The organism is Johannesbaptistia floridana, from assembly GCF_057440575.1.
In genome coordinates, this window is the sequence record NZ_JALKVM010000023.1 from 1 (window position 1) to 18,930 (window position 18,930).

At 38.1% G+C, this 18,930-nt stretch carries 20 protein-coding genes; 10 read left to right on the forward strand and 10 right to left on the reverse strand.

Features of this window, described 5'->3' with window-relative positions; genetic code table 11:
- Window positions 1-290 precede the first annotated feature (290 nt).
- Complete coding sequence (locus tag MW688_RS01445; RefSeq protein ID WP_486734128.1) at window positions 291-692, forward strand: thiol-disulfide oxidoreductase DCC family protein; 402 nt, start codon at window positions 291-293, stop codon at window positions 690-692.
- A gap of 56 nt (window positions 693-748) precedes the next feature.
- Here the strand turns inward: MW688_RS01445 and MW688_RS01450 are convergent, their stop codons facing one another.
- The gene (locus MW688_RS01450; protein WP_486734129.1) at window positions 749-937 is read right to left on the reverse strand and encodes a hypothetical protein; all 189 of its coding nucleotides are present in this window, start codon (window positions 935-937) and stop codon (window positions 749-751) included.
- A 563-nt stretch (window positions 938-1,500) separates the two neighbouring features.
- Between MW688_RS01450 and MW688_RS01455 the strand changes: the two genes are divergently transcribed.
- Window positions 1,501-2,451: a YsnF/AvaK domain-containing protein gene (locus MW688_RS01455; protein WP_486734130.1), complete on the forward strand. Its 951-nt coding sequence runs from the start codon at window positions 1,501-1,503 to the stop codon at window positions 2,449-2,451.
- Window positions 2,452-2,488: 37 nt separating this feature from the next.
- On the opposite strand, the gene MW688_RS01460 is transcribed toward MW688_RS01455, so the two are convergent.
- From MW688_RS01460 to MW688_RS01480, 5 genes are all read right to left on the reverse strand, one after another.
- Window positions 2,489-3,121: a peroxiredoxin gene (locus MW688_RS01460; protein WP_486734131.1), complete on the reverse strand. Its 633-nt coding sequence runs from the start codon at window positions 3,119-3,121 to the stop codon at window positions 2,489-2,491.
- 56 nt (window positions 3,122-3,177) lie between these two features.
- Window positions 3,178-3,756, reverse strand: a complete 579-nt coding sequence (locus tag MW688_RS01465) for a hypothetical protein (protein ID WP_486734132.1) — start codon at window positions 3,754-3,756, stop codon at window positions 3,178-3,180.
- Between the two features lie 96 nt (window positions 3,757-3,852).
- The gene (locus tag MW688_RS01470) at window positions 3,853-5,067 is read right to left on the reverse strand and encodes a type II secretion system F family protein (protein WP_486734133.1); all 1,215 of its coding nucleotides are present in this window, start codon (window positions 5,065-5,067) and stop codon (window positions 3,853-3,855) included.
- Window positions 5,068-5,093: 26 nt separating this feature from the next.
- The gene (locus MW688_RS01475; RefSeq protein ID WP_486734134.1) at window positions 5,094-6,194 is read right to left on the reverse strand and encodes a type IV pilus twitching motility protein PilT; all 1,101 of its coding nucleotides are present in this window, start codon (window positions 6,192-6,194) and stop codon (window positions 5,094-5,096) included.
- Window positions 6,195-6,234: 40 nt separating this feature from the next.
- Window positions 6,235-8,289: a GspE/PulE family protein gene (locus tag MW688_RS01480; protein WP_486734135.1), complete on the reverse strand. Its 2,055-nt coding sequence runs from the start codon at window positions 8,287-8,289 to the stop codon at window positions 6,235-6,237.
- A 560-nt stretch (window positions 8,290-8,849) separates the two neighbouring features.
- On the opposite strand from MW688_RS01480, the gene grpE reads away from it, so the two are divergent.
- From grpE to MW688_RS01515, 7 genes are all read left to right on the forward strand, one after another.
- Window positions 8,850-9,551: a nucleotide exchange factor GrpE gene (grpE, locus tag MW688_RS01485; protein WP_486734159.1), complete on the forward strand. Its 702-nt coding sequence runs from the start codon at window positions 8,850-8,852 to the stop codon at window positions 9,549-9,551.
- 76 nt (window positions 9,552-9,627) lie between these two features.
- The gene (gene dnaK, locus MW688_RS01490; protein WP_486734136.1) at window positions 9,628-11,754 is read left to right on the forward strand and encodes a molecular chaperone DnaK; all 2,127 of its coding nucleotides are present in this window, start codon (window positions 9,628-9,630) and stop codon (window positions 11,752-11,754) included.
- Between the two features lie 102 nt (window positions 11,755-11,856).
- Window positions 11,857-12,984 (forward strand): molecular chaperone DnaJ, encoded by a 1,128-nt coding sequence (dnaJ, locus tag MW688_RS01495; protein WP_486734137.1) that lies wholly within the window; start codon window positions 11,857-11,859, stop codon window positions 12,982-12,984.
- 12 nt (window positions 12,985-12,996) lie between these two features.
- Window positions 12,997-13,245 carry a sulfurtransferase TusA family protein gene (locus MW688_RS01500; protein WP_486734138.1) on the forward strand — a complete coding sequence of 83 codons (249 nt, stop codon included), beginning with the start codon at window positions 12,997-12,999 and terminating at the stop codon, window positions 13,243-13,245.
- 7 nt (window positions 13,246-13,252) lie between these two features.
- Window positions 13,253-14,338, forward strand: coding sequence for a small ribosomal subunit biogenesis GTPase RsgA (rsgA, locus tag MW688_RS01505; protein ID WP_486734139.1), 1,086 nt, complete (start codon window positions 13,253-13,255; stop codon window positions 14,336-14,338).
- A gap of 43 nt (window positions 14,339-14,381) precedes the next feature.
- Window positions 14,382-14,555, forward strand: coding sequence for a 50S ribosomal protein L32 (gene rpmF / locus MW688_RS01510; RefSeq protein ID WP_486734140.1), 174 nt, complete (start codon window positions 14,382-14,384; stop codon window positions 14,553-14,555).
- 39 nt (window positions 14,556-14,594) lie between these two features.
- Window positions 14,595-15,188 carry a sulfite oxidase-like oxidoreductase gene (locus MW688_RS01515; RefSeq protein WP_486734141.1) on the forward strand — a complete coding sequence of 198 codons (594 nt, stop codon included), beginning with the start codon at window positions 14,595-14,597 and terminating at the stop codon, window positions 15,186-15,188.
- 78 nt (window positions 15,189-15,266) lie between these two features.
- Here MW688_RS01515 and MW688_RS01520 read toward each other — a convergent pair whose 3' ends face one another.
- The 3 genes from MW688_RS01520 to rplI all read right to left on the reverse strand — a co-directional run bounded on the left by MW688_RS01520 (window position 15,267) and on the right by rplI (window position 17,225).
- Entirely contained in the window at window positions 15,267-16,280 is a 1,014-nt protein-coding gene (locus MW688_RS01520) for a phosphodiester glycosidase family protein (protein WP_486734142.1), read from the reverse strand.
- A gap of 145 nt (window positions 16,281-16,425) precedes the next feature.
- Window positions 16,426-16,680 (reverse strand): TIGR03643 family protein, encoded by a 255-nt coding sequence (locus tag MW688_RS01525; RefSeq protein ID WP_486734143.1) that lies wholly within the window; start codon window positions 16,678-16,680, stop codon window positions 16,426-16,428.
- Between the two features lie 86 nt (window positions 16,681-16,766).
- Entirely contained in the window at window positions 16,767-17,225 is a 459-nt protein-coding gene (gene rplI, locus MW688_RS01530) for a 50S ribosomal protein L9 (RefSeq protein ID WP_486734144.1), read from the reverse strand.
- 96 nt (window positions 17,226-17,321) lie between these two features.
- On the opposite strand from rplI, the gene MW688_RS01535 reads away from it, so the two are divergent.
- The gene (locus tag MW688_RS01535) at window positions 17,322-18,134 is read left to right on the forward strand and encodes a class I SAM-dependent methyltransferase (protein WP_486734145.1); all 813 of its coding nucleotides are present in this window, start codon (window positions 17,322-17,324) and stop codon (window positions 18,132-18,134) included.
- On the opposite strand, the gene gloB is transcribed toward MW688_RS01535, so the two are convergent.
- The gene (gene gloB, locus MW688_RS01540; RefSeq protein ID WP_486734146.1) at window positions 18,131-18,904 is read right to left on the reverse strand and encodes a hydroxyacylglutathione hydrolase; all 774 of its coding nucleotides are present in this window, start codon (window positions 18,902-18,904) and stop codon (window positions 18,131-18,133) included. The genes MW688_RS01535 and gloB overlap by 4 nt on opposite strands.
- Between the last annotated feature and the right edge of the window lie 26 nt (window positions 18,905-18,930).

Consider the following 18,930-nt stretch of genomic DNA (forward strand, 5'->3'; position numbering starts at 1 on the left):
TGAACTTTTTCTGAGGTTAATTTAGTACATAAGTTCTGGTGCAAGATATGAGGTTTTCACGAATTCGTAATTTCAATACCCAGTAGTAGGGGCGCAAGGCTTGCGCCCTTTTCTCCGGCTTGCGCCCTTTTCTCCGGCTTGCGCCCTTTTCTCCGGCTTGCGCCCATTCCCTAAGGCTTGCGCCTTCATTAATAGGAATCTAACTTATTAAATATTTAAAACATATCAAATTGCCCAATTCCTGGGAACTGCTTTACAATACTTAATATATACTAACCAAATAAAAGATTATGCAATACTATTTAATTTACGATGGTAACTGTAACCTGTGTGTCAACTTTACCAAAATTATGGAAAAATTAGACCAGGGTAATATATTTAACTATATACCCATGCAAGCAGAAGCAAAACTCAAACAATGGCAAATCACCCCCCAAGACTGCCAACTAGGGATGATTTTGATTGACGGTAATAATCCTGAGAAGCGCTGGCAAGGAAGCGAAGCTGCTGAAGAAATCGCCCGTCTACTACCTATGGGCAAAGGTTTAATAGATTTGTATCGTCAATTACCCGGGTTAAAAGGAATCGGCGATCGCCTTTATGGTGAAGTGAGAGATAATCGGTATCAATGGTTTGGAGAAAGAAATGAAACATATATTTCTAATTATTGTTCAGATTGTCAGCCATCTTAAATAATTGTAGGCGATCGCCCGTTCATTTTTCCTCAATTATATTCTAAGTTATCATCTCAATTTTCTCTAAAATATTCAGTTAGATTATTGAGAGACTCAGTAGCACTTTCAATAGCTGACGATAACTCTTCAAGACGTTGTGATGATGATTTTCTTTCTATTTCTGTCTTGAGTACTTCTTGTAATTTTAAAATCAACTCTTTTTGATAATTAACTGAATTAGTAAAATCTGATATTTCCATCATAAATGTAACCTACTAACTTTTACAGGTTCATTTTAACTTTTTATTGACAATATTGACCATCGTAAATAAAAGTTATAATAGTGCAAACAACGGTATTTGACATATATAGCAAGCTCGCCAATAGATGTTGACAAAAATGATGAAAAGCCCCCCTTAGTAAGGGGGGTTGGGGGGATCATTAGTAATAAATGTTGTTAACACGAACTACTGCTATAAAAGTCGTGAAAAACCCTAGGAGCAAACTATTTCCTCTTCCCGGATCAAGATCGCTATATCAATGTAAAGAAAGGGGTTTTCAAAATAGGCTAATTATATATATCTCAAGATATATAAACAATTCCAATTTTATTTCTTATCAATAAGAATCGCACTTTTGGTAGATGAATGTAATTAACAATAATGAGAAGATTGTTAGAGAAGATTTAAATAAACTTTCCACCAAGTATTTTGGTGGGATTTCTAATTTAGAACGCTTTTAAAACATAATAGGGAGAAAAATAATCACAATGGATAACATAAATAATAATCATAGAGATAACAGATCATATAAGAGAGCTGCGGGCTTGTTTCACACAAGAGATCAAGCAGAAGTAGTAGTACGCGCTCTCAAAAATGCTGGTTATTCAATGGCTCAAGTGTCTGTAATCGCTAGAGACGCTGATAAAATAGATAACCAAGAAACTGTAAAGACAGAAGAGGTAGGAAATAAAGCCGACGAAGGAGCAGGAGCTGGTGCAGTAACAGGTGCCGCCTTAGGTGGTATCACAGGTCTATTAGTAGGCTTAGGCACACTAGCAATCCCTGGTGTCGGACCAATTCTGTTGGCAGGAGAAATAGGGACAGCGATCGCCACTACCTTAGCTGGTGCTGGAATAGGTGCCATAGGCGGTGGTTTAGTTGGTGCTTTAATTGGTTTAGGAATTCCTGAAGAAAAAGCTAAAGTATACAGCAATCATGTTGAAGGAGGTAGCTTTTTAGTACTAGTAGACGGTACGATGAGGGAAATTTCTCAGGCTGAAGATATTATGCAAAAGCATAATGTGCAAGAGTTTGGAATTTACGATATTCCTGATTCACACCCAACTACAGTAGAAGATGTAGATGAAGATATTAAAAAACGAACTGATATAGCTAATGATCAAAAAATCAGACTATACGAAGAACGTTTACTAGTTAATAAGCGTCGTCAAAAAACTGGCGAAGTTGCCGTAGGTAAAGTAGTTGAAACTCAAACAGCAAAAGTTAATATTCCTGTAGAAAGAGAATCTGTAATTATCGAACAAAGAGAAGTTACTGGAAATACAAAAGTTGCTCCTGGTACTGCCGACTTTGCTAGTGGAAAAGTAGCTAAAGTAGAAGTATACGAAGAAACTGCCGACATTGATAAGCAAGCTTTCGTAGGTGAAGAAGTAGATGTCCGCAAAGAAGTAGACCAAGAAACTGTATATGCTAATGAGAAAGTTCGTCGCGAAGAATTGAAAATAGAAGGCGACGCTGATATAGTTGAAAGGTAAACTAAAAAACTACACAGTCCTGATACAAACTCTCATGTCAGATATTTTTACCCTCTTGGTCTGAGGAAATAAGAAGCTGGTTACGGGCAAAATAAGCTTTAGATTGATGGGGATCAGGAATAATGGTAGGTTCTCCTGGTTTCCAGTCTACCGGACATACTTCGTTGTTAAAATTTTGTACGTGTTGAATTGCTTGTAAAGTACGTAGTGCCTCATCAACACTGCGTCCAAAGGACAAGTTATTGATTGTATTGTGCTGTATAATACCCTCTCTGTCAATAATGAACAAACCTCGCAAGGCTATTCCCGCTTCTAAATCCAGTACATTATAACTTGTACTAATCTCTTTTTTAAGGTCAGATACCAGAGGATAAGCAATATCACCAACCCCACCATATTTGCGTTCTGTTTGAATCCAAGCTAGGTGGGAAAATTCACTGTCTACAGAAACTGCCAGAATCTCAGTTTTTAAAGCGGCAAATTCACTATAGCGATCGCTGAAAGCAATAATTTCTGTGGGACAAACAAAGGTAAAATCTAGAGGATAAAACAACAGAATAACATATTTGCCTCGATAGTCAGACAATTTAATATTTAAAAATTCTTGATTTAACACTGCCGTTGCTGTAAACTCTGGAGCACTTTGACCTACTCTCAAGCATCCTTCCATGCTTCACTACTCCTCTTAAAATATATTCAGTCTATTTTCTACTCAAGTTTACATAACTATGGTGAATTAGGGGAAGAGGAGAAAAACTCAGTCAAATTTTCCTCAGTATCATTTTTACCTTTGTTAATCACAAAAGGTAGATAAGCTCCTGATAAACCACGCTTGATGCGCTCTGGTGTTTCTGAAAATAGAACAAACAAAGGATAAATTTTATCTGAGCCTTCACTCAGCATGTGTTGAGCATAACTTGGCATTAACCATTCATAATATTGGTCAAAGAATACTTGTATTTGACGCCAACGGCCAAGCAAATCCGATAATTCTTCATTAGGGCGATGAATAAACACTAATACTTCCGCACCTAACTTAATTTTCCAGTCTGGGTCACACATGAGAATTACCAACTCACAGGGCAAACGTATAGGTTCTAAACTTGTTTTTTCGTAGTCACTCCCAGACTTGAACTGACGTACTCTAGCGATTGGTAGAGGAATAGTTATGATACTATCATCTGGTCTACGTAAACTCGGAAGTTTTTCTAAATATGGTCTATATTGTTTAAACAGAGCTATTACTCCTTGAGGATTGCTGTACTCGGATAATAACTCTTCGTAGTCTGAGCGATTAACAAACATAAGTTGTAAGTAGACAAATTAGGTTTACTTGTGAAAAACATAGCAATGGAAAAAATATTAATTTTTGTTTCCACTGCTTTTTTTTACTTTCTTTGCTTAGGCAATTTGGTCGAATATAGAGAACATAGGCAGGTACATTGATAGTAGGATTGTTCCTACAATCCCCGCAATTCCCACCATCATAATTGGTTCAATTAGACTTGTTAAGCCTTTTATGGCTTGTTCTACTTCATCTTCGTAGAAATCTGCTACTTTCATCATCATAGCATCTAGTTCTCCGGTTTCTTCCCCAATAGTCATCATTTGGATAGCCATAGCGGGGAATACTTTTCTCTTGTCTAATGCTACACTAAGCATTCCCCCTTGTTGTATCTCCAGTTTTGCCGCTTCTACTGCGGTAGCTATTACTTTATTACTAATTGTTTCTGATACAATATCTAAACAATTAAGAATTGGTACCCCTGAACGGGTTAAGGTTCCAAATACTCTACAGAAGCGAGCTACCGCTGATTTTTCGTTTAATGGTCCAAACAAAGGGGCTTTTAAGAGAAAACCATCGATTTGCAGTCTTCCTATCGGGGTTTTATAGTACCAGCGAAAAGCAAGCCCCGCCGCAATAATGATCACAATTGGTATGAGAATTCTCGGACTACGCATGAGCTTACTTAAACTCACCATAAACGCCGTCAAAGCTGGTAATTCTGCACCTAAATCTTCAAATATTTCTGCAAAAATAGGAATTAGAAACACGGTCATCCCAAAAAACACAGCTATAGCAAACAAACCTACCGCAACTGGATAAGTCATTGCTGATTTTATTTGGTTATTTAGACGCGCCATATCTTCTAACAGTTTAGAGAGACGGTTAAGTACTTCGTCTAGTACCCCCCCTGTTTCTCCTGCTTCCACCATACTGACGTACAATTGATCAAAACAATCAGGATGTTTGGCCATTGAGTCAGACAAGTTATTACCCTGTTGCACGTCATTACTTATTCCGTGGAGAGCTTTTTTGAGTCTTGGATTCGTAGAGTGTTGGTGGAGTACACCTAAAGCTCTAACAATCGCTACCCCAGCATTGACCATTACAGCAAACTGACGGGAAAAAACAGCTTTATCCTTGACAGTAACTTTGCTCAACATTACTTCTAAGCTGGATAAATCTATGTTCATCCCCGCTTGACGTACTCTCCCTATGGTTTCGTATCTTCCTTTGAGATAGCTACGAGCCTGTTCTGGAGAATTAGCATCTACCTTTTCTTTTAAGGTGTTTCCAGAGCTATCTTTAACTTCAACTATAAAAGTAGGCATGGTTTAACAAATTTCATTTCAATAGTTTAACGTGTTCTTTTTCCTGAGGAAAGACTCCCAGATACTAACCGCTGTAACTCATCTGGTCTAGCACTTTTGGATATTGCTTCTTCAAAGGAAATTACATCGTTTTTTACTAAATTGGCTAAAGACTGCTCCATAGTTTGCATCCCTAGCTTCATTCCTGTTTGAATTGATGAGTATATTTGTGGTGCTTTTCCTTCCCGAATTAAGTTAGCGATCGCTGGTGTAATTATCATAATTTCTTGAGCTAAAGATCGTCCAAACTCTCCTGGTTTTGGATTTTTCTTTTTTGGTAAACATTGACTAAATACTGCTAGTAATGAGTTAGAAATCATTGCTCTGATTTGGGATTGTTGTTCTGCTGGAAATACGTCTATCATCCTGTCTACAGTACCTGCTGCCGAGTTAGTGTGTAAGGTTCCAAATACCAAGTGACCTGTTTCTGCTGCACTAATCGCCAATGATATAGTTTCTAAGTCCCGTAATTCCCCTACCAGTACGATATCTGGATCTTCCCTCAATGCTGATTTCAAGGCATTAGCGAAGCTTTTTGTATCTTCTCCCCTTTGACGTTGGTGAAATAAACTTTTAGCATTGGCAAACACGTATTCTATCGGGTCTTCTACCGTAATTATGTGTTCTGCTCGCGTCCGGTTGATTAAGTCTAAAATTGCTGCTAGGGTTGTTGTTTTTCCTGAACCTGTTTGTCCTGTTACTAATACTAAACCTCTTGGTCTTTCTGCCATTTCTCTGACAATATCTGGTAATCCTAACTGCTCAAAGTTAGGTATTTTCGAGGATAACGCTCTCAAACAAGCTGCATAACACCCTCTTTCTTTGTATACGTTTACCCGAAAACGAGCTAATCCTTTTACTCCGTAGGAACAGTCTAGTTCCCAATTTTGCTCTAACTCTTTTCTTTGAGTGTTATTGAGCATACTAAAGATTAAACGCTGACTTTCTTGGGGGCTTAGATGTTCATCGTTAATTGGTCCTAATTTCCCATTGATGCGAAAATAGATTGGTGCTCCTGCTTGAACGTGCATATCTGAGCCTCCAAGTTCTACTAACTGCTCCATCAAGTCTTCGATCATTAACTCCATAGTTACTTTTCTCCTTTGTTTTCGTTTTTGTTGTTAATTTTTAGTTTTCTTCTTGGAATCTAGGTGTCATACAGTAAATACAGTCTATCCACTCCGGTTGTAACCCTGCACCACATGTACTACACGTTAGAGATGTTTTGCGTTTTGCTTTTCGCTCTGCTTCTAATCCTGAATCTGTGAAGGTTACCCTTTCTATTTCTTCTAGGGTTGTGTATCCTTCTACTACTAGATTTAGACTGTAAGCTAGTAGAGTTATCATGCCCTCTTCTACTGCTTTTTCTTTGATCCTATCAGTGCTTGCACCCTGATTTATCAAGTTTTGCAGCTCCTCTGTCATCTTCATCACTTCATATACCCCTACTCTTCCTTTATAACCAACACCGTTGCATTTAGCACATAGTGTTTTTTTGGATTTTGCTTCTTGTACCTCTTCTAGTGTTAAACTTTTAGCTTTGTATATGGTTAATTTTTGCTTACCCGTTGATGATAGTCCAAATCTAGCTAATTCTTCTTGACTCGGTTGATAAGCTATTCTACACTCGGTACATACCCGACGCATTAATCTTTGGGCTAATACTCCCAACAAAGCACCGGAAATCATAAATGGTTCTACACCCATCTCGTCTAGACGGGCGATCGCTCCGGCCGCGTCGTTTGTGTGTAGAGTTGTCAAAACTAAGTGACCTGTTAAAGCTGCTTCTATTGCTGTTTTTGCTGTTTCTTGGTCTCTTGTTTCCCCCACCAGAATTACATCTGGATCTTGTCTTAAAAACGCCCTCAGAATCGAGGCAAAGTTCATATTCTTTTCTCTAATTACCTGAACTTGGGTAATACCTGGCAATGAGTACTCAATTGGATCTTCTGCTGTACTTATATTTACCCTAGGACTGTTGCGCTCTGCTAATACTGAATACAGTGTTGTAGATTTTCCTGAACCTGTTGGTCCTGTTACCAAGATTAAGCCAAAAGGACGAGATGCTAACTCCCTCACTAACTCCAGAGTTTCCTGTGAGGTGATCAATTTATCTAAACCTAATTGCGTCGCACTATTATCTAGAATCCTTAGTACTACTTTCTCTCCGTAACGACTCGGTAGTGAGTTTACCCTAAAGTCAACTTTTCTACCCTGAAATATTCTCCTTATCTTACCATCTTGAGGCATACGTCTTTCGGCAATATCTAAGTCTGCCATAATTTTAAAACGCGCTACAATTGCTGTTATAATCTTTTTGGGTAGGGGTGGAAAAGCTTCTGTTAGTACACCATCTTTGCGAAAGCGTACTCTTAAATTTTCTTCTTGAGGTTCTATATGGATATCTGATGTTCCTTCTTTTAGAGCTTTTACTAGAATTTTATTAACTAATTTAATAATTGGTGGTGAATCTTGATCCCCTTCCCCCGCGTCGATATCTTCTGTGTCTGAATCTTCTACATTGTTTTGCTCCGACTCAATAAATAACTCATCTACTAGTTTAGTTACATCATTACTTCTTTCTTCTCTTCTTTGTTTAATTTCGGCTTGTCTTTCTTTATCTCTTTCTGATTCAACTTCTTTATAACCCTCTAATAACTTCTCATAGTCTTCTTGAGTAATTACCATTTTTTGTAGAGTCAGCGTTGCTTTAGAATAGTTTTTAAGAATGCGGCATAACTCGTCATAAGCTTCTAAATCATCAGGATTCACCATTGCTACCTGTAGGCGATTTTCTTCTGTTATTCTTAGGGGTAATAATTTGTATCGTCTACAGGTTGCTATCGTTACTATTTCCTCAATTAATATAGCCATTTGATTACTGGCTATCTCCTTTATTTCAGGATCTACACAATCTACCCCGTATAAAACTTTCAATTCAAACAATTGATGTTTTTTATACTGACGAACCAACTCTGAAGGAAGTTTCTTCTGAGTTAGCTCTTCTAAGATATTAATCAAAGACTTATTGGACTGTTCTTTTTTCTTCAGTGCTAGTTTTAGTTGGTCTGGTTCGATATATCCTGATGTAACTAACTTGTTACCGAAGGGGAAAAAGAAATCTCTCGGTACTAGAGAAGTTTTGGGTCGCTGTGACTTACTATGGAGTGGAGACATAAACATTTAACCTAAGCTCTGTATTTATATTATTCCCAAAATAACTTATAAAATCTATATTAACCGATAAAAAAATGTAAAGGGGTGCAATAAACTTACTCAAAATTGCCAGCGAAAGCGGAGAGCGCCAAGAGAGGCTGTTTTTTGGTCAATAATCTTGAGTTATTGGGAGGCGCTCTCCGCCACTTCATAAGTTATTTGTGACCCCAAACCATTAACTGGTAAAGGCTGGCAATTTTGAGCAGGTTTTCTCTCGCGGAATAAATATCACCACAACTAAGGGATATATTACTAAGAATTGGTGAAATTACTGTGTACTCTAATCCCTAAGCTTTTCAGTCCTGGGTAGTTTTCCCTCACGTGTTAAAGTATTATTAAACTGAGACCTATTGATTGATATGCTAAAATAAAGTATCTAAGTAAATAGCTAGTTATCTCAATAACCAAAAAATTAACCATTAAAAGTAGTTTAGCTAAGTCGGAGAAGAATATAGGAAGTGTCAGAACAAGTTACTAATAACCAACCCCTATCACAATCAGTAAATCAAGAATCAGTAAATCAAGAACTGGATCTCAAGGGAGATCTAGAAGAAACCCGAGAAGAAACCAATGCTCAATCTGTGGTTACAAACAATACAGAGATTAACAATATGAACCAAGTTTCTGAAAAAGTTCAAGAAAAAGTTCAAGGTTCTAGTGAAGAGGTTACAACCGTTAAATCCACTGAAGAACTAATAGACACTTGGCAAAAAGAAAATACACAATTAAAACAACAGTTAGCGGAACAAAATGGGCAGTTAGAAAGCATTAAGAGCCAATATATGAGAATAGCGGCAGATTTTGATAATTTTCGCAAAAGAACTACTAAAGAAAAGGAAACTCAAGCATATCAAGTTAAGAAAAACACAATTAACGAGCTTTTGTCAGTGATTGATAACTTTGAACGTGCTAGAACTCAACTAAAACCTAGTACTGAAGGAGAAAAAAACATACACAAAAGTTATCAAGGAGTATATAAAATTTTAGTGGATTCTCTGAAAAGAATTGGTGTATCACCAATGCGTCCTGAGGGGCAAGAATTTGATCCCATGTATCATGAAGCCATGTTAAGAGAACCAACGGACGAGTATCCAGAAGGGACAGTAATTGAAGAATTAATGCGTGGATATTTACTAGATGATCAAGTTTTGCGTCATGCGATGGTTAAAGTAGCTGCACCAAAAGTTACAGAAAATTCTGAGGAACAGCAATCTACAGAATCAGAATAGTAATTAAAATAGCTAAGAGCTAGAAATTAAACAAGCAAGTTAAGATTTATCTTTAGGGAGTATACTGCCATAGGGTATGGGAAAAGTAATTGGCATAGACCTAGGAACAACCAACAGTTGTGTAGCTGTAATAGAAGGGGGAAAACCACTAGTAATTCCAAGTCAGGAAGGGTCTCGAACTACCCCAAGTATTGTGGCTTTTGCTAAAGGAAATCAACGTTTAGTTGGTCAATTAGCAAAGCGGCAATCGGTAACCAATGCGGCAAACACAATTTACAGTATTAAGAGATTTATTGGACGTCGGTGGGAAGATACAGAAGAAGAGAGACAAAGAGTTCCCTATACTTGTGTAAAGGGAAAAGACAATACAGTAAATGTATTGGTAGGGGAAAAAGAATATACGCCCCAGGAAATCTCAGCGATGATTTTGAGAAAACTAAAAAATGACGCAGAACAATACTTGGGGGAAGAAGTAACCCAAGCAGTAATTACCACACCGGCGTACTTTACAGATGCTCAACGTCAAGCAACTAAAGACGCCGGGACAATCGCGGGCTTAGAAGTACTCAGAATCATCAATGAACCTACCGCAGCGGCTTTAGCTTATGGATTGGATAAGCAAGAACAAGGCCAAAATATATTGGTTTTTGACCTGGGTGGAGGAACATTCGACGTATCTATACTACAGATAGGGGAGGGTGTATTCGAGGTAAAAGCAACATCAGGGAATAATCATTTAGGAGGAGATGACCTAGACAACATTATCGTTCGCTGGTTACTAGAGAATTTTCAAGCCAACGAAGGAGTAGAACTAACAGAAGATAAAATGGCAATTCAGCGTCTGAGAGAAGCCGCAGAAAAAGCCAAAGTAGAACTATCCACCATTGGAGCTACTTCGATAAACTTACCATTCATAACAGCGGATGACACAGGGCCAAAACACCTAGAAGTTGAATTTTCTAGAAATCAATTTGAAGAATTAGCCAAAGAACTAGTAGAAAATACCCTGAAACCGCTAGAACAAGCAATCAAAGATTCTAATTTAGATAAATCAGAAATCGGTCGCATAGTTTTAGTAGGAGGTTCTACAAGAGTTCCAGCGATTCAAAAATTGATCCAAGAGTTTTTCCCCAATATTCCCATAGACCACTCAATTAACCCCGATGAAGCAGTAGCTTTAGGGGCAGCGATTCAAGGAGGAGTACTAGGGGGTGAAGTAGAAGATATATTGCTGCTAGATGTAACACCATTGTCCTTAGGGATTGAAACCTTTGGGGAAGTATTTACAAAGATCATAGACAGAAATGTAACTATTCCTAGCGCCAGCTCTCAAATATTCTCCACGGCTAGTGATGGACAAACATCAGTAGAAATACATGTACTTCAAGGGGAAAGGGCGATGGCTGAAGATAACAAAAGTTTGGGGAAATTCCTGTTAACAGGTATACCACCATCACCGAAAGGAGTGCCGCAAATAGAAGTATCTTTTGAAATAGATGTAAATGGAATTCTCAAAGTAGCAGCTCAAGATAAAGGAACAGGGAAAAAACAAACTGTGTCTATAAGCAATACGGGGTCCCTTGACAGTAAAGAAATAGAGAAAATGCGTCTAGATGCTGAAAAATATGCAGAACAAGACCGCCATCGCTTAATGTTAGTAGGATTGAAAAATCAAACCAGAAACCTATTAGAAAGCTATGCTACGACTTTACAAGAAAATGCTAGTAGAATTCCAGAGGATCTTAGAGAGGAAATCGATAAGCGCAAAGAGGAACTAAAGTTAGCATTTGAAACTATGTCTTACACAATAGAAGAAATAAGTCAAATGGTAAATGGTTTCCGAGAAGAACTGTATAAAATAGGTATAGTAGTATATGGAAATCAGGAAACAAGCGGAGCAACAGAACTGGGATTTGAATCAATACAAGATGAATTAGGAACAGAGTATATAGATCTAACTGAGTCTCTCGATGAACCACAACAGCAATTAGAAACCATAAAGACAGAAAATATAGACAGAGAAACCAGAGAAACCAGAGAAATCGAAGATAAAGAGATAATGGATATGGAAAAAGATATCTTAGCTGAGTTAGATATGCTTCCAGATGAAGAATTAGAAGCAGATGTAACTATGGATACTTACTTTAAATTCAACTACGAAGAAGATGAAACAGTCACAGGAGATTATGAAGCAGTAGATTAAAAAAACAAAAAAAGTGATTTTTCTTAAAGATTCTTATAACATAAAACAATTAGCAGATAATTAATATCCACCACTATTAACTAGAAAAAGTAATTTCGTATTATGCCAGGAGACTACTATCAAACCCTCGGAGTGGCCAAAGACGCCAGCAAAGAAGAAATAAAACGAGCCTATCGCCGTTTAGCCAGACAATATCATCCTGATGTCAACAAAGAAGCAGGAGCAGAAGACCGCTTTAAAGAAATAAATCGCGCCTACGAAATTCTCTCAGAGCCAGAAACCAGATCCAGATACGATCGCTTCGGAGAAGCAGGAGTAGGGGGAAGCGCAGCTAGTGCAGGCTATCAATACGCCAGTGACTTCGGAGGATTTGCTGATATATTTGAAAGCATATTCTCAGGCTTCGGAAATACAGGTCAAACTCGTACCAATCAACGGGGACCAACAAGAGGAGACGACCTGAGATTAGATCTAAAACTAGAATTTAGCGAAGCAATCTTTGGTGGAGAAAAAGAAATCCGCATTCCTCATCTGGAAACTTGTCAAACCTGTAAAGGGAGCGGTGCTAAAAAAGGAACTAAAGCAAAAAGTTGCTCAACATGTAGTGGAACAGGTCAAGTAAGACGAACTACCAGAACCCCCTTTGGAACATTTGCTCAAGTGTCAACCTGCCCCACCTGTAATGGTGAAGGTCAAGTAGTAGAAGACAAGTGTGAAAGCTGTAATGGTGCAGGAAGGATACAAGCAACCAAAAAGCTAAAAATTAATATACCACAAGGGGTAGATAATGGCACAAGGTTACGAGTATCAGGAGAAGGAGACGCAGGCTCAAGAGGAGGACCAGCAGGAGACCTATACGTGTTCGTATCCGTGGAAAAACACCCGAAATTCCGCCGGAATGGAATCGATATACACTCAGAAATAACCATCAGCTATCTACAAGCAATCCTAGGCTGTCGTTTAAAAGTAGATACAGTAGATGGAGAAGAAGAAATTCTGGTGCCGGCAGGAACTCAACCAAATACAGTACTTACCCTCGAAGATAAAGGTGTACCAAAACTAGGTAACGAAATGAGCCGTGGAGATCATCAACTAATGATTAAAGTAGAAATACCTAATCGGATAAATAGTGAGGAAAAAGAACTATTGCAAAAATTGGCAACCCTAAAAGGTCAAAGCACAGGAAAAGGAGGAATAGAAGGATTTTTAGGCAGCATATTTCACAAGTAAATTTGATAAGTGATGAGCAATCAAAAAACTCAAAACCCCCAAAAACTAGACCTACGCGGTACACCATGTCCAATTAATTTTGTACGTACTAAAATTAAATTGGAAAAAATGTCAGCAGGAGAACTATTGGAAGTATGGTTAGATCCAGGAGAACCAATAGAACAAGTACCCGATAGTTTGAAAATGGAGGGACACCAAATAGAAAAAATAGAGCAACATCAGCAATTTTTCAGCCTGTTAATACGACGAAAAAAAAACTAACTACACTATGAGTCAAAACCACCAGCAGGAAAAAGAACTCATAGGTACAGTAATGGCAATCCAAGCAAATTACTACTTTGTCCAGACTGAAACCAGAGAAATACTATGCACAAGACGTAGTCGTCTGAAAAAAACTGGACAAAAGGTAATGGTGGGGGACAGGGTAAAAGTGATAGAACCTCCCAATAGCGATAGCAGAGGGTCGATAATTTCTGTGTTACAGAGAAAGAGTAAGATCCTACGACCAGCGATCGCTAATCTAGACCATCTACTCCTAGTATTTGCCCTAAAACAACCCCCCCTGGATGCTTGGCAGTTAAGTCGCTTTCTGGTTAAAGCAGAATCAACAGGAATTCCCCTAACTCTAAGCTTGAATAAAGCAGATTTAGCTAGTGAATCAGAAAAACAATACTGGGAGTCAACTCTGAGTAGTTGGGGTTATGAACCAATTATGGTAAGCGTAACCCAGAAAACAGGCACAAAAGAACTACTGTCAAGATTAGAAGACAAAATAAGCATCTTAGCAGGTCCTTCAGGTGTAGGAAAATCAACCCTAATCAATTACTTGATTCCCACAGTTACTCAGCGCGTTAATACGGTTTCTGGAAAACTTAATCATGGTCGTCATACCACTCGCCATGTAGAGTTATTTCCCCTACCAGGAAACGGCTTGATCGCCGACAGTCCAGGGTTTAATCAACCAGATCTTCACTGTTTACCAAGTCAAGTAGCAGAATACTTTCCAGAAATTAGAAAGAGACTCAAAGATAATCATTGTCAATTTAGTGACTGTCTCCATCGCGATGAACCTAATTGTATAGTACGAGGTGATTGGGAACGCTATGAACATTATCTAAAATTTCTCTCAGAGGCGATCGCCGCTAACGAACAAGAACAACAACGGCCTAATCAAGAATCTACCCTAAAAGTGAAAATTGGCGAACTAGGTGAAGCCTACTATGAACCTAAGCTAGAAACAAAAAAATATAGACGTCGCTCCCGCAGAAGTAAACATCAACACTTGCAAGATCAAGCTAAATATAATACCTTAGCAGAATTAACAGAAGAACTAGGCGAAGATGATGATTATTAGGATTTTTGCTATGATAGAAAGGTTGTATTGTCATTGATAAACTATGGCTGTTCCTAAGAAGAAAACATCAAAAACTAAACGTAATCAGCGTAAAGCACACTGGAAACGCAAAGCGGCTCTAGAGGCACAAAAAGCACTGTCTCTAGGTAAATCAGTGTTAACAGGACGCTCCAAAGGATTTATGTATCCACAAGACCAAGAAGAAGAAGAAGAATAAAAGCTAAGATTATATATAGTTCATCATTCTTTTTTAGTTATGGGACAAAAATATTTCCAAAAACCTGACTCCACTCAAAGCGATCGCGTTCCTCCAGGTCAGTATTTAGCTAAAGGATTCCCAGTATTAACCTATGGAGACATTCCCCAGGTAAATACTCAAGAGTGGCAACTAAAAGTTTGGGGATTAGCCCCAGATAAGACCTTCCTGTGGTCAGATTTCCTCGCTCTTCCTCAAGCTGAATTTACAGAAGACTTTCATTGTGTTACTCGGTGGTCAAAATTGGATGTGCAGTGGAAGGGGGTAAAAGTAACTGATTTTTTAACTCAAGTAGAGTTAAAAGAGCCAGTTCAGCATGTCTTGCTTCATTGTTATGGAGGTTATACAACTAATCTTGCTTGGTCAGACTTTGCTATTGATAATAACTTCTTTGCCCATACCCTGTACGGTGAACCTCTAGCATCAGAGCACGGTGGACCCATGCGCCTAGTGGTTCCCCATTTATACGCCTGGAAAAGTGCAAAATGGATAAACGGCATTGAATTTTTGGGTAATGAAGAGTTAGGTTTTTGGGAAAAAAACGGCTATCATCGTCGAGGTGAACCTTGGCAAGAACAAAGATACAGCTTTTGATACTCCCTCCCCAGCTACTGTAGGGTGCGTTAATGAAATGTAACGCACCATTGATTATCTTATAATCAAACAGGAGACCTAACTAGGAATAATTGGACGTTCTCCCTGTTGAAAACGATGCCAACTACTCTTGAGATTTTCAGGAGCAGGATTGAGCACATCATAAACAACCAAAACATTGGTTAATTTGCGTCCAGCAGGAACAATTATTTGATGGCGATGAGCTAAAGATCTAGAAGCTCCTCCATCTAAATTCATCGCCTCACTACAACCCAGAGCTTTCATTAACTCCGCTTCTTCTTCTAAAGATAAGATCGCGTCAAAAGTAACTAAATAAATTTCAGTACCACTAGGGGGGTATCCAATCGCAGTACGCCAGCCGCGATCAAACACATGGGGATCTTTAAAACCTTCACTAGTAGGATTAAGCCATATTTGACCATCTTTTAGTAATCTCGGTCCACAGGTAAGAGAAAACCAATGCTCCTGCCAGTTTGGCTGTCCTTCAGTTCTAGCGGTAACCATCTCTAACTGATTCCCAGCTTTAATCCCCAAAGTAGTTCCATAGTTCTCCCAGCGACTATATTTAAGAAATTTTCCCTCCGCCACCATATTACCTAAAACTCTTTTTTCTTCATCTTTACTGAAAAAAGTACCATTAATTACTACAGCAGCTTGATGACGCTTAACCATTTGGGCAAAATCTTCATCTCCTGCCGAGGTAATATGATTATTTGCTTGATTAGCTTGATTAGCTAAACCAATAGTTAAGAGTTGTTCAGAATCTTGGAGATTTATGGTTGTTTGATATAGAGGTGTCCCCTTAATTGTTTTTTTGACAAATTCAATTGGTTTGGGAGCAGGAGTGTTAGTAGGAGTTGGGGAGGTTGCTGGTGGCTCAATAACCGGAGCGGGAGGCGGTTGAACATCTATTATAGGATTACCAGGCAACTGCTTCTGTTTATATTTACTAATCTCGGCAGAAGCTATGTTTACCGCCTTTGTTTTTCCGTTGAAAATTCCTAGCACGTACTCTGTTAGATATTTAGAAGCGAATAAACCTAAGCAAAATAAAAAACTACGGCGAATCATAAGCATTTTTTGTGAATGAGTATAACTATATATGAACCAAGTAAATGACAAAGTAGTAGTTACTATTTTTATTTTATTCTATAACTCATTGTAGTATTAATACAAAATGCTTAGATTGCGGTAAACTTTATATATTTTAACAAGGTTACTTCTGATTATCTGACTTAAATCTGCCTACCATAAAACTTCTTTTGCCTAAATGCTTCGTAGAACGATTAGATACTCGCTTTCGCCACATTTTAAAAAAGCTTGATGACTTCATTTCACGACGCATTAAAGCAATAACTTGAGCTTCAGAAAGTCCATATTGTGCTTCTATAGCATCAAAAGGAGTTCTATCTTCCCAAGCCATTTCAATAACCCGACTAATAGTTTCAGAATCTAATGATGGTAACTTCATAATTATTACTTAAATTAGCGCATCTTCAGGCTTTGGCCTCACATTTCTCTACATTTTTTAGTAGTAGTGAGGCTCTTAACTTTAGTTTATAAAGGTGCCACTTGAATTTCTATGGTAGCAGAAACCTCAGGATGTAGTTTAACTTCAGCTTCGTAGAAACCAATTTTGCTAATTTCGGGAAGTGTAATGTTACGTCTATCAATGTCTTGATTAGTCATTGCTTTGATTGAGTCAGCAACATCTTGAGTAGTTACTGTACCAAAGATAGCCTGATTTTCTCCCTCCTGTTTGCGAATGACAAAGCGACCGATTGTTTGTAAAGAAGTTTTGCGAGCTTCTGCTGCTTGTTTTTCTGCGATAATTCTTTGTTGCTCTTTTTCTTTTCTTTGTTCTACTTGCTTCAGCACTCCGGTTGTAGCTAAAACCCCTAAACCATTGGGAATGAGATAGTTACGAGCATAACCTGGGGCTACATCTACTAAGTCACCTCTTTTACCTAGTTTATTGACATTTTGATTTAAAAGAAGTTGTATTTTCTTGGCCATCTGAACTAAAATACCTCTAAAAATTATTACTTATTGGTTTCCCAACTGTATAAGACAAAGTTATAATTATAACATTGTTTTGGGAGCTAAAACTAAATGAAGGCAATAAAATTGGTCGCCAAAGAACTGTTAAAGGAAGAACAACGAGCTAAATTATGGTCATGGCGTCAAGAATATCAACGATTTAGTAAGCAAGTGCGCAGAGTCTGGCGAAGCTATTGGCAAAGTTGGAAATATGCCGGAAATAACTATAAATGTCCCTGTTGTGAAGGAAGTTTTAGCCAATTTCTGCCCTATGGCGCCATCAAAATTAGAGAAAATGCTAAATGTCCAAAATGTGAATCTCTAGAAAGGCATCGCCTATTATGGTTGTATTTACAAAGGCAAACTAATCTTTTTACTGATTCTCTCTCTCTTTTACATATTGCTCCAGAAGACTGGTTCCAAAAAAAATTTTTATCTTTACCTAATATAGATTATCTCAGTGCCGATTTAGAATCAGATTCGGCGATGGTGAAAATGGACATAACTCAGATTAATTATCCTGATAATAATTTTGATGTGATTATTTGCAATCATGTATTAGAACACATACCAGATGATCATCAAGCTATGTTAGAGTTATTCAGAGTACTTAAACCCAAAGGATGGGCAATTTTACAAGTGCCTATCGATTTAAATCGAGAAGTTACTTTTGAAGACCCAAGTGTAACCTCTCCTGAAGAAAGAGAAAAATTGTTCGGACAAAAAGATCATCTGAGAATATATGGTCGAGATTATCTGGAAAAATTAACTAAAGCCGGTTTTCAAGTCAAAATAGATAGCTTTCTGGAAAAATTAAGCCCAGAGGAAACAAAAAAATATGGTCTCCTCGAAGGTCAGCAAATTTATCTAGGTTCTAAAATTTAGTAATTATCTTTTAGTTGACGGATACGTCCAAAAACTGTTACTGGATCTTGACTTTTAGCTGTAATTTGTAACCTAGATGTATCCCAGCGTAAAAAGGGATTAGTAGTTTTTTCTATACCTATATAGGTAGGAATCGTACTTATACCTTGGTTACGTTGCTGTTGAACCAGTTGATAGCGTTTTTGCAATTCTACATTATCAGACTCCACCGTCAAGGCAAAGGCTAAATTATTGAGGGTATACTCGTGGGCACACCAAACTCTAGTATTTTCTGGAAGCGATCGCAATTTAGCTAAAGACTGCAACATTTGACCTGGTGTGCCTTCAAATAGTCGCCCACAGCCTCCTGCAAACAGAGTATCGCCACAAAATAAGTCTCCTCTACTTTCACCTTCTACCGGAGGAAAATAGTAGGCTATATGTCCATAAGTATGCCCCGGCACAAAGAAAACCTCCCCAACTTTTCCCGCAAACTCTACGGTATCTCCTTCTTGGAGATAAGTTTGTTGACCGGGAATTCTACCTTTGTCTTCAGCGCCACCGTAAATATGTAACTTTGGAAAATGATTTAGTAATTCGCGATTTCCCCCTACATGATCCCCATGATGATGAGTATTAAAAATCGCTACTAACTTTAACTTGTGTTTTTCTAGATAATTTAACACTGGTTCAGCTACCGCAGGATCTACCACCGCTGCTGTTTGAGTTGAGGGATCCTGCAACAGAAAAATATAATTATCAGACAAAACCGGAATTAATTCTATATCCATAATCAATTGAACTATAATTTACAGAG

What these genes read in the sequence shown, in the direction of transcription:
- MW688_RS01500 (WP_486734138.1), top strand. Translation starts at nt 12,997, where the DNA reads ATGAGCAATCAAAAAACTCAAAACCCCCAAAAACTAGACCTACGCGGT.
- MW688_RS01525 (WP_486734143.1), bottom strand. Translation starts at nt 16,680, where the DNA reads ATGAAGTTACCATCATTAGATTCTGAAACTATTAGTCGGGTTATTGAA.
- dnaJ (WP_486734137.1), top strand. Translation starts at nt 11,857, where the DNA reads ATGCCAGGAGACTACTATCAAACCCTCGGAGTGGCCAAAGACGCCAGC.
- MW688_RS01445 (WP_486734128.1), top strand. Translation starts at nt 291, where the DNA reads ATGCAATACTATTTAATTTACGATGGTAACTGTAACCTGTGTGTCAAC.
- rpmF (WP_486734140.1), top strand. Translation starts at nt 14,382, where the DNA reads ATGGCTGTTCCTAAGAAGAAAACATCAAAAACTAAACGTAATCAGCGT.
- MW688_RS01535 (WP_486734145.1), top strand. Translation starts at nt 17,322, where the DNA reads ATGAAGGCAATAAAATTGGTCGCCAAAGAACTGTTAAAGGAAGAACAA.
- rsgA (WP_486734139.1), top strand. Translation starts at nt 13,253, where the DNA reads ATGAGTCAAAACCACCAGCAGGAAAAAGAACTCATAGGTACAGTAATG.
- gloB (WP_486734146.1), bottom strand. Translation starts at nt 18,904, where the DNA reads ATGGATATAGAATTAATTCCGGTTTTGTCTGATAATTATATTTTTCTG.
- MW688_RS01465 (WP_486734132.1), bottom strand. Translation starts at nt 3,756, where the DNA reads ATGTTTGTTAATCGCTCAGACTACGAAGAGTTATTATCCGAGTACAGC.
- MW688_RS01515 (WP_486734141.1), top strand. Translation starts at nt 14,595, where the DNA reads ATGGGACAAAAATATTTCCAAAAACCTGACTCCACTCAAAGCGATCGC.
- MW688_RS01480 (WP_486734135.1), bottom strand. Translation starts at nt 8,289, where the DNA reads ATGTTTATGTCTCCACTCCATAGTAAGTCACAGCGACCCAAAACTTCT.
- MW688_RS01475 (WP_486734134.1), bottom strand. Translation starts at nt 6,194, where the DNA reads ATGGAGTTAATGATCGAAGACTTGATGGAGCAGTTAGTAGAACTTGGA.
- MW688_RS01470 (WP_486734133.1), bottom strand. Translation starts at nt 5,067, where the DNA reads ATGCCTACTTTTATAGTTGAAGTTAAAGATAGCTCTGGAAACACCTTA.
- dnaK (WP_486734136.1), top strand. Translation starts at nt 9,628, where the DNA reads ATGGGAAAAGTAATTGGCATAGACCTAGGAACAACCAACAGTTGTGTA.
- rplI (WP_486734144.1), bottom strand. Translation starts at nt 17,225, where the DNA reads ATGGCCAAGAAAATACAACTTCTTTTAAATCAAAATGTCAATAAACTA.
- MW688_RS01460 (WP_486734131.1), bottom strand. Translation starts at nt 3,121, where the DNA reads ATGGAAGGATGCTTGAGAGTAGGTCAAAGTGCTCCAGAGTTTACAGCA.
- MW688_RS01520 (WP_486734142.1), bottom strand. Translation starts at nt 16,280, where the DNA reads ATGATTCGCCGTAGTTTTTTATTTTGCTTAGGTTTATTCGCTTCTAAA.
- MW688_RS01450 (WP_486734129.1), bottom strand. Translation starts at nt 937, where the DNA reads ATGATGGAAATATCAGATTTTACTAATTCAGTTAATTATCAAAAAGAG.